At 64.9% G+C, this 13,187-nt stretch carries 14 protein-coding genes and 3 pseudogenes; 13 read left to right on the forward strand and 4 right to left on the reverse strand.

What is annotated here, in order from left to right:
- Positions 1-406: 406 nt before the first annotated feature.
- The 5 genes and pseudogenes from serS to AUC69_RS15430 all read left to right on the forward strand — a co-directional run bounded on the left by serS (position 407) and on the right by AUC69_RS15430 (position 4,667).
- A pseudogene (serS, locus tag AUC69_RS15410) lies at positions 407-1,698 on the forward strand (serine--tRNA ligase).
- A gap of 50 nt (positions 1,699-1,748) precedes the next feature.
- Positions 1,749-2,522 carry a 5'/3'-nucleotidase SurE gene (gene surE / locus AUC69_RS15415; protein WP_069443002.1) on the forward strand — a complete coding sequence of 258 codons (774 nt, stop codon included), beginning with the start codon at positions 1,749-1,751 and terminating at the stop codon, positions 2,520-2,522.
- A gap of 69 nt (positions 2,523-2,591) precedes the next feature.
- A pseudogene (locus AUC69_RS15420) lies at positions 2,592-3,232 on the forward strand (protein-L-isoaspartate(D-aspartate) O-methyltransferase).
- Between the two features lie 191 nt (positions 3,233-3,423).
- A complete protein-coding gene (locus tag AUC69_RS15425) occupies positions 3,424-4,386 on the forward strand; it encodes a LysM peptidoglycan-binding domain-containing protein (RefSeq protein ID WP_141700850.1) in 963 nt (320 codons plus the stop codon).
- Positions 4,365-4,667: a M23 family metallopeptidase gene (locus AUC69_RS15430; protein WP_069442948.1), complete on the forward strand. Its 303-nt coding sequence runs from the start codon at positions 4,365-4,367 to the stop codon at positions 4,665-4,667. The genes AUC69_RS15425 and AUC69_RS15430 overlap by 22 nt, the downstream gene beginning before the upstream one ends.
- 19 nt (positions 4,668-4,686) lie before the next feature.
- On the opposite strand, the gene AUC69_RS15435 is transcribed toward AUC69_RS15430, so the two are convergent.
- Positions 4,687-5,544, reverse strand: coding sequence for an ATP-binding protein (locus AUC69_RS15435; RefSeq protein WP_069442949.1), 858 nt, complete (start codon positions 5,542-5,544; stop codon positions 4,687-4,689).
- 137 nt (positions 5,545-5,681) lie between these two features.
- Between AUC69_RS15435 and yajC the strand changes: the two genes are divergently transcribed.
- Genes yajC through AUC69_RS15450 form a run of 4 tightly spaced genes read left to right on the forward strand, consistent with a single transcriptional unit; the run spans position 5,682 to position 9,602 of the window.
- The gene (gene yajC, locus AUC69_RS15440; protein WP_069442950.1) at positions 5,682-6,059 is read left to right on the forward strand and encodes a preprotein translocase subunit YajC; all 378 of its coding nucleotides are present in this window, start codon (positions 5,682-5,684) and stop codon (positions 6,057-6,059) included.
- Between the two features lie 50 nt (positions 6,060-6,109).
- Positions 6,110-7,726 carry a protein translocase subunit SecD gene (gene secD / locus AUC69_RS18825; RefSeq protein ID WP_244500301.1) on the forward strand — a complete coding sequence of 539 codons (1,617 nt, stop codon included), beginning with the start codon at positions 6,110-6,112 and terminating at the stop codon, positions 7,724-7,726.
- A gap of 11 nt (positions 7,727-7,737) precedes the next feature.
- Entirely contained in the window at positions 7,738-8,715 is a 978-nt protein-coding gene (secF, locus tag AUC69_RS18830; RefSeq protein WP_244500302.1) for a protein translocase subunit SecF, read from the forward strand.
- A 35-nt stretch (positions 8,716-8,750) separates the two neighbouring features.
- Positions 8,751-9,602: a phytoene/squalene synthase family protein gene (locus AUC69_RS15450; RefSeq protein WP_083239527.1), complete on the forward strand. Its 852-nt coding sequence runs from the start codon at positions 8,751-8,753 to the stop codon at positions 9,600-9,602.
- Positions 9,603-9,626: 24 nt separating this feature from the next.
- On the opposite strand, the gene trmFO is transcribed toward AUC69_RS15450, so the two are convergent.
- Entirely contained in the window at positions 9,627-11,042 is a 1,416-nt protein-coding gene (gene trmFO / locus AUC69_RS15455; RefSeq protein ID WP_069443003.1) for a methylenetetrahydrofolate--tRNA-(uracil(54)-C(5))-methyltransferase (FADH(2)-oxidizing) TrmFO, read from the reverse strand.
- Between the two features lie 281 nt (positions 11,043-11,323).
- On the opposite strand from trmFO, the pseudogene AUC69_RS19160 reads away from it, so the two are divergent.
- The 3 genes and pseudogenes from AUC69_RS19160 to AUC69_RS19170 all read left to right on the forward strand — a co-directional run.
- A pseudogene (locus AUC69_RS19160) lies at positions 11,324-11,455 on the forward strand (DUF1097 family protein); the annotation flags it as partial.
- Complete coding sequence (locus AUC69_RS19165) at positions 11,443-11,616, forward strand: hypothetical protein (RefSeq protein WP_280136664.1); 174 nt, start codon at positions 11,443-11,445, stop codon at positions 11,614-11,616. The pseudogene AUC69_RS19160 and the gene AUC69_RS19165, both read left to right, overlap by 13 nt.
- Positions 11,616-11,858 carry a DUF1097 family protein gene (locus AUC69_RS19170; protein WP_280136665.1) on the forward strand — a complete coding sequence of 81 codons (243 nt, stop codon included), beginning with the start codon at positions 11,616-11,618 and terminating at the stop codon, positions 11,856-11,858. Before AUC69_RS19165 ends, AUC69_RS19170 begins: the two co-directional genes overlap by 1 nt.
- Before the next feature lie 179 nt (positions 11,859-12,037).
- On the opposite strand, the gene AUC69_RS15465 is transcribed toward AUC69_RS19170, so the two are convergent.
- The gene (locus AUC69_RS15465; RefSeq protein WP_069442952.1) at positions 12,038-12,622 is read right to left on the reverse strand and encodes a hypothetical protein; all 585 of its coding nucleotides are present in this window, start codon (positions 12,620-12,622) and stop codon (positions 12,038-12,040) included.
- A 124-nt stretch (positions 12,623-12,746) separates the two neighbouring features.
- Here AUC69_RS15465 and AUC69_RS17625 point away from each other — a divergent pair, with 124 nt between their 5' ends.
- Positions 12,747-12,887, forward strand: coding sequence for a hypothetical protein (locus AUC69_RS17625; RefSeq protein ID WP_158008154.1), 141 nt, complete (start codon positions 12,747-12,749; stop codon positions 12,885-12,887).
- A gap of 8 nt (positions 12,888-12,895) precedes the next feature.
- Here AUC69_RS17625 and AUC69_RS15470 read toward each other — a convergent pair whose 3' ends face one another.
- Positions 12,896-13,180: a DUF3175 domain-containing protein gene (locus AUC69_RS15470; protein ID WP_069442953.1), complete on the reverse strand. Its 285-nt coding sequence runs from the start codon at positions 13,178-13,180 to the stop codon at positions 12,896-12,898.
- Positions 13,181-13,187: the final 7 nt, after the last annotated feature.

A 13,187-nucleotide genomic window follows, 5' to 3' on the forward strand; every position in this document is an offset into this window, starting at 1 on the left:
ATATCGCCGGCTGTGGCGCGCCGTGACGCGCCCGCCGCGGGTCTCGCAAAGCCCCGCGGACACCTAAAGGATCTTGCGCCAAGCGGCGCGCCACCCCCCTTTTGGGGAGAGAGAAAGCAAAGCCCGGGCGCGAAAACGTCGCGGCAATGAAGGAGCGTGCCCGTTCTCCTTCGTCATGCCCGGACGTGGTCCGGGCATCCAATAGGGCGGAGCGGCATTTGACCAAGTCCCGATTGGATTGCCGGGACAAGCCCGGCGATGACAACGAAGGGGCGGGGCCTCAGGCTTCGACACGGGCCTTGGAACCTCCTCAGCCGGAAGAGGAGAGGGGGTCATGACAATGGCCTCTTCGGGCCTTATACGGGGGCCAGTTGTCCCCCGAGTCGATTGAGAGAGAAGTTCAGCCGTGCTCGACGTCAAATGGATACGTGAGAACCAGGAGGCCTTCGTCAAAGGCCTGAGAGACCGTGACTTCGAGAGCCCGAAGGGCACGTTGGATCACGTTCTTAAGCTGGACGAGGAACGCCGCGAAACGATTCAGACTTTGGAGGAGGCGCAAGCCAGCGCCAACAGTGCTTCGAAAGCGATCGGGAAGGCAAAGCAAGCCAAGGACGAGACCGAAGCCAAGCGCCTCATGGAGGAAGTGGCCGGGTTGAAGTCCATCATCCAGGATCGCGAGGCGGCCAAGCGTCTCCTGGAGACCAGTCTGCACGATCTGCTCGCTGGCATCCCCAATATGCCCGCCGAAGACGTGCCCGTTGGCGAGGACGAGCGGGACAATGTCGAGCTGCGCAAAGTCGGCGAGCTGCCCAAGTTCGATTTCACGCCGAAGCAGCATTTCGAGATCGGCGAAGATCTCGGTCTGATGGATTTCGACACGGCGGCGAAGCTCTCCGGCTCGCGCTTCGTCGTCTTGAAGGGCGGGTTGGCGCGGCTCGAACGTGCGCTCGCCCAGTTCATGCTCGATCTGCACACGGACCAGCACGGCTACACCGAGGTGAACCCGCCGCTGCTCGTGCGCGACGACACCATGTTCGGCACCGCCCAACTGCCGAAGTTTCGCGAGGATCAGTTCGCCGCAGGGAATGACTATTGGCTCATTCCGACCGCCGAGGTGCCGCTCACCAACCTCGTGCGCGAGGACATCACCGACGAGGCCAAGCTGCCGATGCGCGTGACCGCGGGCACGCCGTGCTTCCGCGCCGAAGCGGGCGCGGCGGGCCGCGACACGCGCGGCATGATCCGGCAGCATCAATTCACCAAGGTCGAGCTGGTCTCCGTCACCACGCCGGAGCAATCGTGTGAGGAACACGAGCGCATGACCAATTGCGCCGAGACGGTGCTGCAGAAGCTTGGGCTGCCCTATCGCGTGGTGGTGCTGTCGACCGGCGACATGGGCTTCGCCGCGCAAAAGACCTACGATATCGAGGTGTGGCTGCCGGGGCAGGACACCTACCGCGAAATCTCCTCCTGCTCGAACTGCGGCGACTTCCAGGCCCGGCGCATGAATGCGCGCTATCGTCCCAAGGACTCCAAGGCCACCCAGTTCGTGCATACGTTGAACGGTTCCGGCGTCGCCGTCGGCCGTGCGCTGATCGCCGTGTTGGAGAACTACCAGGAGGCGGACGGCAGCGTGCGCGTCCCCGAGGCGCTTCAGCCTATATGGGCGGTCTCACCAGGATCGAGGCGGCGAAGTGATTCAAAAGAAGAAGGCGTCGGCGAAAGCTCGAAAACGACTCGAAAAAAAAATGCGCATCCTCATCACCAATGACGATGGCATCGAGGCGCCGGGTCTCGATGTTTTGGAGAAGATCGCCACCGATCTCACCGACGACGTTTGGGTGGTGGCGCCGGAGACGGACAATTCCGGCGCGTCTCACTCGTTGACGCTCGCCGAGCCGCTGCGCATGCGCGAGATCGGCAAGCGCCGCTACGCGGTGAAGGGCACGCCCACCGATTGCGTGATCATGGGCGTGCGCTTCCTGCTCAAGGATGATCCGCCGGATCTCGTGCTGTCGGGCGTGAACCGCGGCCAGAACCTCGCCGACGACGTGAACTATTCCGGCACGGTCGCCGGGGCCATCGAGGGCACGCTGCTCGGCGTGCCGTCCATCGCGCTCAGCCTCGCCGTCGGCAATTACGATCACGGCACGCCGATCTGGGAGACGCCGATGGAGCACGGCGCCGATCTTTTGCATAGGCTACTGGACGCGGGCTGGGCCGAAGGCACCGTGCTCAACGTCAACTTTCCCGACTGCCAGCCGGACGAGGTTCAGGGCATGGTCGCCACGCGCCAAGGCTTGCGTGATACGGCGCTGCTCGACATCGACGACCGCATGGATACGCGCGGCAAGGCCTACTATTGGATTGGTATCGCCAAGCGCAATGCAAAGCCGCCCAAAGGCACGGATCTGTGGGCGGTGCGCTCCAACCTGATCTCGGTGTCGCCGCTCTGCCTCGACTTTACCGACAGTGGCTCGCTCGAAGCGCTTGCCGGGGTTCTCGGCGAAAAAGCCAAATAGACCTTACCCCCGGGCGCTCGAATCGGCTGATACTCACGCCAAAAGCCGCCTCGAGGGAGGTGGGTGGCAATGGCGAGCGCGCAAGACCAGATCGGCCTTATCATGCAGCTTCGGCGTCGCGGCATCCGCGACCCCAAGGGCTGCGCGCCATCGAGCGGGTGCCGCGCGAGCTGTTCGTCGACGAGGCCTTCGCCGACCACGCCTATCAGGACATCGCCCTGCCCATCGAGTGCGGCCAGACCATCTCCCAGCCTTTCGTCGTCGCCTTCATGACCGAGAAGCTCGAGCTCGACCCGCGCCACAAAGTGCTCGAGATCGGCACCGGCTCGGGCTACCAGGCCGCCGTGCTGTCCTATTTGTGCCGGCGCATCTACACCGTGGAGCGTTGGCGCGAGCTGCAGAAGGCGGCGGAGCAGCGCCTGGCCGACCTCAAGATCACGAATGTCACCACCATCATCGGCGACGGCTGGCTCGGCTGGCCGCCGCAGGCGCCGTTCGATCGCATCATCGTCACCGCCGCGGCGCTCGATGCGCCGGCGGCGCTGCTCGACCAGTTGAAGGAGGGGGGCCGCATGATCATCCCCCTCGGCGAGACGCGCGACGCGCAGCAGCTCGTGCAGATCGACAAGACGGAGGAGGGGCTGGTGGAGACGCCGCTCTTGCCGGTGCGTTTCGTGCCGTTGGTGCATGGCCGGGTCAAGCGTGGCTAGCTTCGGAAGGGGCGTTGGTCGTTGTTCGCTGATTCATTTTTAGGCAGGCCCGCAAAGAGGCTTAATGCGTTGTTTACCGCCCGCGCGCTTTACTCGCTGAAACGAGTATTGCGTGGGGGTCGAGTAGGGATGCGGGTGGCGTTTTCGTCGAGTCGTGGCCGCAGCGCTTGTGGCGTGTTGGCGGCGCCGGTGTGGCGCTTGCCTTGGCGGCTTGCAGCTCCGGCGTCTCGCGTTTCGACTATCCGTCATTCGGTCTCAGCGACAAAGGCTCCGAGAACGCGGACCTGACGACCACGGCGTCGCTCCCAGTTCCGTCGGAGTCGGTCTATAGCTCCGGCCGCTATCAATATTACGGCGATCCGAACCAATCCGGCGGCGTATCGCGCTCCAGCCTGCCGCCGCCGCAGTCGACCGCCGAATACACGCCCAAGGGTGGCGCCTATACGGCGCAGCGCGCGCCGCGTCCCGCGCCGCCGCCCATCGCCTCGGGCCCGCGCGTCAAGGTCCAGAGCGGCGACACCCTGTCCAGCCTGTCGCAGCGCTATGGCGTCCCCATCGACACCATTCAGAGCGCCAACAATCTTCCCGATGCGCGGCTTCGCGTCGGCCAGACCCTCGTCATGCCGGGCGCCAGCGCCGCAGCACCGCCGCCCCGCGTAGCCACAGCGGCGCCGGCCGCTCAAGCGGGCGAGACCACCTACACCGTGGCGCCGGGCGACACGCCCCAAGCCATCGCCGACAAGCTCGGCACCGACGCGGACGCGATCATGCAGCGCAACGGCGTCCGTGCCGACAATCTGCAGATCGGCCAGAAGCTCATCATCCCGGCGGCATCGGCCGCGCCCGCCGTGGCGGCGGCAGCCAGTTCGTCCGGCGTGCGCAAAGTGAAGACCACGACGATCATGGCGCCGGCGCCGCACCGGCGGCGGAAAAAGCCCCGGCCTCGCCTGAGATCACCGGCAATGCCGCCAAGACGGCTGCTGCCACCCCAAAGACCATCGCCCGCGTCGATCAGCTTCCCAATCCCGACCCCATGTCCGGCGGCAGCTTCCGTTGGCCGGTCAAGGGACGCGTCATCTCCGGCTTCGGCACCAAGCCTGACGGCGGTCACAACGACGGCATCAACATCTCCGTGCCGCAAGGCACCTCGGTGAAGGCGGCCGAGAACGGCGTCGTCGCCTATGCCGGCAGCGAGCTCAAGGGCTACGGCAATCTCGTGCTGGTCCGTCACGCCAACAATTGGGTGTCGGCCTATGCGAACAACGAGGAGCTTCTGGTCAAGCGCGGCGACAAGGTGCGCCGCGGTCAGATCATCGCCAAGGCCGGCGCCACCGGCTCGGTCAGCCAGCCGCAAGTGCATTTCGAGTTGCGCAAAGGTTCACGGCCCGTCGATCCGACGAAATATATGAGCAGCATGGCGGCCCAGGCCGACTAGCGCCCGGAGCGTCGCGCCTCTAGAGGGTCGCGCCGAGGCGTCCCGCAAGATCCTGAATGAACTGCCAGGCAACGCGGCCCGACCGGCTGCCGCGGCCGCGCGCCCATTCGAGCGCCTCGCGGGTGAGCCGCTCCTCCGCCACGTCGAGCCGGTAATGCTCCGCATAGCCCCGCACCATGGCGAGATAGTCGTCCTGGCTGCAATTGTGGAAACCGATCCACAAGCCGAAGCGGTCCGACAGGGACAGCTTCTCTTCCACGGCCTCGGAGGGATTGATGGCCGTCGAGCGTTCGTTCTCCACCATCTCGCGCGGCATCAAATGCCGCCTGTTGGAGGTGGCGTAGAGCAGCACATTGGCGGGCCGGCCTTCGATGCCGCCCTCCAGCACCGCCTTCAGCGACTTGTAGGAGGTGTCGACCGCCTCGAAAGACAGATCGTCGCAGAACAGAATGAATTGATGCTCGGGCGCCGTGCGCAGATGGCCGAGGAGGTGGGGTAGAGCGTCGATGTCCTCGCGGTGGATCTCGACCAGCTTGAGGGCAGGGAGGCCGGCATTGACGGCACCATGGACGGCCTTGACCAGGGAGCTCTTACCCATGCCGCGGGCGCCCCAGAGCAGCGCATTGTTGGCGGGCAGGCCGCGCGCGAAGCGTTCCGTGTTGGCCAGGAGGGCGTCGCGGCTGCGGTCGATGCCCTTGAGAAGCGGCAGCGGCACCCGGTTGACGCTCCCGACCGGCGCAAAAGCCCCGGTCTCGGCCTGATAGACGAAGGCATCGGCGGTCGTGAAATCGGGCATCGCCGCCCGGATGGGCCCAAGCCGCTCCAGCGCCTGGGCGATTCGCTCCATCAGTCCAGACAGCGGTTCTTGAAAGTTCATGCCGGGGCCCGTTGCAAAGGCGTTGTAGCTCAGTATAGTCGCGCCAAATCGCCCGATAAGAGCCTGTTCGCGACAGCGAATAGGGGCCCAAACTGGCCGAAAGCGGCCATCCTTAGGACAAGCAGGGGATACGAGCAATGAACGGTTTCGCCTTCGCTCAGGCAGGTGGCGGCTTTGAGATGCTGAATAGCCTGCTCGTGCCCACGGTCCTCATTATCGGCATCATGTATTTCCTGATGATCCGGCCGCAGCAGAAGCGCATGAAGGAGCATCGGGAGATGATCGCCGGCATCCGCCGCGGCGACACGGTGGTGAGCTCCGGTGGCATCATCGGCAAGGTCACCAAGGTCGACGAGCATGAGCTGCAGGTCGAGATCGCCGAGGGCGTCAGGATCAAGATCGTTCGCTCGACGGTGTCGGAGGTACGCGGCAAAGGCGAGGGCGGCGACGACCAATCCAAGAGCGCTAAACCGGCGCCCAAGACGTCCCCCAAATCCAAGGCAGCGTCCGATTGATCCGGACACGCGCTCGACATTTAGTCTGATCTGGAGTTTTAAACCCGGCAATGCTGCATTTCCAAAAATGGAAACTGATCTTGGTGTTCGGCGTAGTGCTCGCCGGGTTCATCTTCTCGATTCCCAATTTGATTCCGGCGTCGACCCTGCAAGAGCTGCCGAGCTGGGTGCCGAAGAAGCAGGTCAATCTCGGCCTCGACCTTCAAGGCGGCGCGCATCTCCTCTACCAGATCGACGAAAAGGAGCTGGTGGAAGACTGGCTCGGCACGATCCGCGGCGATGTGCGTGAGACGCTGCGCACGAGCCGCATCGGCTACACGGACCTCACCTTGAATGTCGCCGGACGCAGCGTGTCCGTGCGCATTCGCAAGCCCGAAGACATGGACAAGGCGGTCACGGAGCTGAAGAAGCTCGCCGTGCCGATCGGCAACGACGTGTTCGGCGGATTCTCCGGCTACGATCTCGAAGTCACCCGCAACGGCAGCGATGGCGTCACGCTCGCCGTCACCGAGCCCGGCCTCAACAATCGCATCAGCGCCGCCATCCAGGCCTCGATCGAGACCATCCGCCGCCGCGTCGACGCCTTCGGGACCACGGAGCCCAGCATCCAGCGTCAGGGGCGCAACCGCATCCTCGTCCAGGTGCCTGGCGTGTCGGACGTGGAGCGCCTCAAGGGCCTGATCGGCGAGACCGGCAAGCTCGAGTTCAAGCTCGTCGATCCGTCGGCCAACGCCGCCGAGGTCGCGGCGAGCAAGAAGGTGCCGCCGGGCGACGAGTTGGTCTATTCCTCCGACGATCCGCCGGTGCCATACGTGCTGAAGGACCAGGTCTTGGTCAGCGGCGAGAACTTGGTGGACGCCCAGCCGGGCTTCGATTCCCGCACCGGCGAGCCGGTGGTGACTTTCCGCTTCGATGCGGCCGGCGCCAAGCGCTTCGGCCGGGTGACCCAGGAGAATGTCGGGCTGCCCTTCGCCATCGTTCTCGACAACAAGGTGATCTCCGCGCCGGTCATTCGCGAGCCGATCCTCGGCGGAACCGGGCAGATCAGCGGTAACTTCTCGGTGCAGGAGGCGAACGATCTCTCGGTCCTGCTGCGTTCCGGCGCGTTGCCCGCCAAGCTCACCGTCATCGAGGAGCGCACGGTGGGTGCCAGTCTCGGCGCCGATTCCATCGAGAGCGGCAAGAAGGCGGCCATCGCCGGCCTGGTGCTGGTCGTGGTCTTCATGTTCCTCGCCTACGGGCTCTTCGGTCTCTTCGCCAACCTGGCGCTCATCATCAATATCGCGATGATCTTCGCCGTGCTGTCGCTCATGGGCGCCACCCTGACGCTCCCCGGCATCGCCGGCATCGTGCTCGTCATCGGTATCGCCGTCGATGCCAACGTGCTGATCAATGAGCGCATTCGGGAGGAGATCCGGTCCGGCAAGTCGCCCTTTGCCGCTGTCGATGCAGGCTACGCGCGAGCCTTGACCACCATCATCGACTCCAATGTGACGACCTTGATCGCCGTGTTGGTGTTGTTCTGGCTGGGCTCCGGGCCGGTCCGCGGCTTCGCCGTGACCCTCACCATCGGCATTCTCACGTCCATGTTCACCGCCGTCACCGTGACGCGCATGATGGTCGCCTATTGGCTGCGCCGGGCGCGGCCGAAATTCGTGCCAATCTAGGATCAGCCAGAATGTTTCGTGGCATCACACTCATCCCGCCGGACACCAAGATCGATTTCGTCGGTCAACGCGCCATCACCTGGCTCGTCTCGGCTTTCCTGACGGTCGTTCCGCTCTTTCTCGTGGCGACGATCGGCCTCAACATGGGCATCGATTTTCAGGGCGGCACCCTGATCGAGGTTCAGACCAAGGAGAGCCCCGCCAATCTCTCCGACATCCGCAGCAAGATCAGCGGGCTTGGTCTCGGCGAGGTGCAGATTCAGGAATTCGGCGCGCCGAATGCCGTTCTCATCCGGATCGCCTCCCAGCCCAAGGAAGAGGAGCAGCAGGCCTCCATCGCCAAGGTGAAGGGGGCGCTGGGCGACACGGTGGAATATCGCCGCACCGAGATCGTCGGGCCGACCATCTCCTCGGAGCTGATCTCCGGCGGTACGGTCGCCGTGGTCGTGGCCCTGTTGGGCATCATGATCTATGTGTGGTTCCGCTTCGAATGGCAGTTCGCCGTGGCCGCCGTCGCCTCGCTGGTCCACGACGTCACCGCCACCATCGGGCTTTACGCGCTGTTGCAGCTCGAGTTCAACGTCTCGAGCATCGCTGCCATCCTCACCATCATCGGCTATTCGCTGAACGACAAGGTCGTCATCTTTGACCGCATCAGAGAGAATTTGCGGAAATATAAGCGCATGCCGCTGGTCAAGCTGCTCGATCTGTCCATCAACGAGATGCTGTCGCGGGCCGTGCTCACCCATGTGACCACCTTCCTCGCCATGCTGCCTTTCCTATTCTTCGGGGGAGAGGCGATCTACGGCTTCGCCGTGGCCATGTGTTTCGGCATCGTCATCGGCGCCTACTCGTCGATCTTCGTGGCGTCGCCCATGCAGCTCATCCTCGGTGTGCGGCGCGAGGCTTTCAGTGCCAGCACCGAGTCCGCCAAGGGACCGGCCAAGGATCCCGCCAAGGGCAGGGCCGGCGCCGCCGCGGGCGCGTGAGCGCGCGATGGGCACCAGCCTTATGAGGCGGATCGGTGCCTGATGCCGGGCGTTCCAAGTCGGTGCGGCGCATCGCACGCGCCGCCGACCCGGACCGCACCCTTGCCGCGCTGTTCGCGCCACGCGCCGCCCGCGACGATCTCTTCGCTCTCTTCGCCTTCAATGCCGAGCTGGCCCGCATCGCCGATCTGGTGACCGAGCCGGGGCTCGGCGCCATCCGCCTGCAATGGTGGCGCGATGCCATCGACGCGGCGGCGCACGGGGAGGCGACCGGCCAGCCCGTGGCCGATGCCTTCGGCCAAGCGCTCGCCCGTCGTGGCCTGTCGCGCGAGCGCATCGGCGCGCTCATCGACGCCCGCAGCTTCGACATTGGCGAAACCGTGATGCCCGATGCCCGCACCCTCGATGCCTATCTGTTCGATACCACCGGCGGGCTGTTCGCGCTTGCCGCGGAGATCGTCGGCGCGGAAGGGGAGAACCGCGATGTCGTGGCGGAAGCCGCGGGCCGCGCTTACGGCTTGGTTCGAGTCATGCGGAGCCTGCCGGTTCTCGCCGCCAAGGGCCGCACCTATCTGGCCGAGGATTCGCTTCTGCGTCACGGCACCTCGCCGCAAGCGATCTTCAGCGGCGAGACGGGCCCGGGGATCGAGGCCTTGCTCGCCGAGATGCGCGAGCACGCGCGCGAGTCTTTGCGCGTCGCGGAATTCCATCTGTATGGGGAGGGCATGACGGGGACCGGCATCAACGAAGCCGGCCGCACGGCCTTCTTGCCGCTCAGCCTGGTCGAACCCTATCTTGCGGTGTTGGCGAAGACGGCGGACCCTTTGCACGAGATCGTCCGGATCAATCCGCTTCACCGCCTCTGGCGCCTGGCGCGATCGCGCTAGGTGCGAGCGCCGGCGCGCGCCCTTCTACTCCGCGGCGGCGGACGCAGGCCCCGATAGCCAGTGATCGAGATCAGCCAGCGCGCGGTTGGCCATGGCGCGCTTCCGCTCGAACGCCTTACCGCTCCGCGGAGTCTTCGGACCTTTGGGGTCGCGCGGCTGCCGCGGTACGGAGATCGGCGGGAACAGCCCGAAATTGACGTTCATGGGCTGGAAGCTTCGTGCGGCGCCTTCGCCGTCGGCGCTTAAATGCCCGCCGGTGATATGGGCCAGCAATGCGCCGAGCGCCGTGGTTGGCGGTGGGGGCATGGACTTTGTCCCGCGCGCCTCGGCGGCGGCGAACCGACCAGTAATCAGTCCGATGGCGGCGGATTCCACATAGCCTTCGACGCCGGTGATCTGCCCGGCGAAGCGCAAGCGCGGATCGGCCTTGAGACGGAGGCTGTCGTCCAGCAGCTTCGGGCTGTTGAGGAAGGTGTTGCGGTGAAGGCCGCCGAGACGGGCGAATTCAGCCGCAGCGAGCCCGGGGATCATGTGGAACACGCGCACCTGCTCGCCGTGGCGGAGCTTGGTCTGGAAGCCTACCATGTTCCACAATGTGCCGAGCGCATTGTCCTGGCGCAGCTGCACCACCGCATAGGGTTTCTCCTCGGGCCGGTGCGGATCCGTCAGCCCGACCGGCTTCATCGGACCGTAGCGCAGGGTCTCTCGGCCCCGTTCCGCCATCACCTCGATGGGCAGGCAGCCCTCGAAATACGGCGTCTTCTCGAAGTCCTTGAATGCGGTCTTCTCGGCGGTGAGCAGCGCGTCGATAAAGGCCCCGTATTGCGCCTTGTCGAGCGGGCAGTTGATGTAGTCGGCGCCGCTGCCGCTTGGGCCCACCTTGTCGTAGCGCGACTGGCGCCAGCAGATGTCCATGTCGATGGAGTCCAGATGGACGATGGGCGCGATGGCGTCGAAGAAGGCGAGCTCCGTCTCGCCGGTGAGCGACTGGATGGCTTCCGCCAACGCCGGCGAGGTGAGGGGACCTGTCGCCACGATGACGCTCCGCCACTCGGCGGGTGGCAGGCCGGCAATCTCGCCCCGGCTGATCTCGATCAGAGGATGGGCGGTCAGCGCCTCCGTGACGGCCGCGGCGAAGCCCTCGCGGTCGACCGCCAAGGCACCTCCGGCGGGCAGCTTGTGCTGATCGGCGGACGCCATGATCAGCGAGCCGGCCCGGCGCATCTCCTCATGCAGGAGCCCGACCGCATTGGTTTCCCATTCGTCGGAGCGAAAGGAGTTCGAGCAGACGAGCTCGGCGAGCGCGTCGGTTTGATGGGCCTCGGTGCCGCGGACGGGCCGCATCTCGTGCAAGGACACGGCAACGCCGCTGTTCGCCAGCTGCCAAGCCGCCTCGCTGCCGGCCAGCCCGCCGCCGATCACATGTACCCTGTCCGCCATAACCGTTTCAGAACCGCCTTTATCCACCATGGCCGTACCTAGGCCCGCATGGCCGGAAGTTTCAAGCGGAACAACCCCTTGTCCGCAGCCGAGACCGGGTGGGTCAACGTCTATTTGTTGGGCAAAAGACTAAACTTTGTTCAGTAGAGGACCGCTTTGGGTTATAGTTCTGCGGGAAGCCGAGTCGATCTGGCAACAAACCGGCTTCCTTCCAGTGAGCCGGTGGATTGCCGGCGATGGCGGCATCCGCCCGCTCTCTTTTTCACAAAAAGGGGGGTGAAATGTCCGCGAATACAGCACTTGCAATCAGCGTTGGTGTGCTTGGCGCCATAGCCACGTGGCTCTTCTTGGGGCCGCTTGGCGGAGCGTTGGCGATTTGGGCTGCCTTTATCGCCTGGGGATGCTTCTTCCACTGCGGTGGCAGCGAGTCGGGCCTGCAATCGGCCATTCTCGGCAATATCGCCGGCGCATTATCGCCGGTATCACGCTCTGGGTGGCGACCCAGACAGGCGTCGGTGACAGCCTCGGCCTGCCCATCTGGGCCGGGATCTGTGTCGGCGTCGGCGTCGCCTGATGGTGCTGCTCGCGAATATCCCGATCTTCTCCGCCATCCCGGCCCAGGTCTACGGTTTTGCCTCCGTGGTGGCCCTGACCCTGCTCGGCAATGGGGCGGGGAATCTGGCGTCGGCCTCCATGGCCAACCCGGTGGTCGTCATTATCCTGTCGATGATCGTCGGCGCCATCTTCGGCTGGGTATCCGAGAAGGTTGCCGGCCTCCTGGCGGGTTCCGGGCACGGCGCCCACGCCAAGGCCTAGATTTCGCAAATACGGCTATTCGGCCTCGGGGTCCCTAGGCCCGGGGCTTGCATAGCCGACTAGACGGCGTGACCTGGCAACGGGTCACGCCGTTTATTCTTTCGGGTGAACCTCAAGGCAACCCTGTTTGCGGGTGCTGCTTGCGCGTGCCTGGGGACATCGGCAAGGTGCGGCCTTCCTCATTGTCCCGAACCCTTGCGGAGGACGTTAGAAAGCCCATGCCCTCCGTCGACGTTGTATGGACAGGCCACTGCCGCGACCCGAAAATCCGGTATCGGCTGCTCGGTCATCTGCACCGCCTCGCCAGCTTGAGCGACACTTATCTTCGCCAAGGCGAGCCGCCCTTCGTGCTGAGCCTTGTCGGCGAAAAATACACCGCTCCGCCCCGCGCCAATATCGAGACCATCGACCATGACGTCGCCGGCCGGATCCTGGTCTCGAGCTGGATCGGTCCCCACCCGGAGACGCTCATCACGCGGGCACACGAGGCGGGGCTCACCGTGATCGAGCCCGAAGGTGAGGGCCCGCAGCTCATCGCCTTGGACCGGGTCCGTCTGCGCGGTCTCGATTTCAAGCTGTTCGATCCGGAAGGGCTCTATCCCGGCGCCGACCGCATGAGCTTCGTGTTCCTCGAATGCCCGGAATATCATTTCCTCGACGGCCGCCTCGTGGAGATCACCGCCGGCGATAGCAAGGGCAAGGGGAAAAGCCGGCGGTGCGGACGCGCTGCGTGCCGGCAATGTCTTTCTGACCAGCCCGAGCATCCACCTCCGTGCCTATCTGGAAGATTGGACCGACTGCCTGTTCTCTTGGATCAGGTTCTTCCTGGTCGGCGACTTCTGGTGGCAACGCCGCGAGGAGCTGCAAGGCTACAGCGACTATCGCGGCGTGTTCGAACAGCTGCAAACCGAGCGCGGCAGCGTCACCGCCGAGGAGGCCACGTTCGACGCGGTGCTGTCGACCTTCTCGCACCACGCCGAACACAGGATCGAAGAGATCCAAAGCGTCGCCAAGGCGGAGACCCGGTAGGGCCGCGCTTAACCTTCGGTTGGCTTGCCGAACGCTTTGCGCAGCTCGTCCTTGGCCTGCTCCAACCGCGCACGATCTTCTTCCGGCAAATTCTTGCCGGCCCGGTTGATATAGAACACGAGCATGGACATCGCCGACCGGAACGGATCGGCCTTGCGCCGCGTGCTCGCTTCCGCCGAGCGCTTCAGCGACGCGGCGATTTCCTTGGGGTCTTTAAGCGTAAACACGCCCTTTTTGAGGTCGAGCGCGTGGGAGTGTTCCGTGACGTCCTGGGACCAGCGCTTAGCGGCCATTCGAGAG

Source organism: Methyloceanibacter superfactus (assembly GCF_001723305.1).
In the GTDB taxonomy this organism is placed as follows: Bacteria; Pseudomonadota; Alphaproteobacteria; order Rhizobiales; family Methyloligellaceae; genus Methyloceanibacter; species Methyloceanibacter superfactus.

What these genes read in the sequence shown, in the direction of transcription:
- AUC69_RS19170 (WP_280136665.1), top strand. Translation starts at nt 11,616, where the DNA reads ATGGTGCTGCTCGCGAATATCCCGATCTTCTCCGCCATCCCGGCCCAG.
- AUC69_RS15435 (WP_069442949.1), bottom strand. Translation starts at nt 5,544, where the DNA reads ATGAACTTTCAAGAACCGCTGTCTGGACTGATGGAGCGAATCGCCCAG.
- AUC69_RS19165 (WP_280136664.1), top strand. Translation starts at nt 11,443, where the DNA reads ATGCTTCTTCCACTGCGGTGGCAGCGAGTCGGGCCTGCAATCGGCCAT.
- surE (WP_069443002.1), top strand. Translation starts at nt 1,749, where the DNA reads ATGCGCATCCTCATCACCAATGACGATGGCATCGAGGCGCCGGGTCTC.
- secF (WP_244500302.1), top strand. Translation starts at nt 7,738, where the DNA reads ATGTTTCGTGGCATCACACTCATCCCGCCGGACACCAAGATCGATTTC.
- AUC69_RS15470 (WP_069442953.1), bottom strand. Translation starts at nt 13,180, where the DNA reads ATGGCCGCTAAGCGCTGGTCCCAGGACGTCACGGAACACTCCCACGCG.
- AUC69_RS15465 (WP_069442952.1), bottom strand. Translation starts at nt 12,622, where the DNA reads ATGCTCGGGCTGGTCAGAAAGACATTGCCGGCACGCAGCGCGTCCGCA.
- yajC (WP_069442950.1), top strand. Translation starts at nt 5,682, where the DNA reads ATGAACGGTTTCGCCTTCGCTCAGGCAGGTGGCGGCTTTGAGATGCTG.
- secD (WP_244500301.1), top strand. Translation starts at nt 6,110, where the DNA reads ATGCTGCATTTCCAAAAATGGAAACTGATCTTGGTGTTCGGCGTAGTG.
- trmFO (WP_069443003.1), bottom strand. Translation starts at nt 11,042, where the DNA reads ATGGCGGACAGGGTACATGTGATCGGCGGCGGGCTGGCCGGCAGCGAG.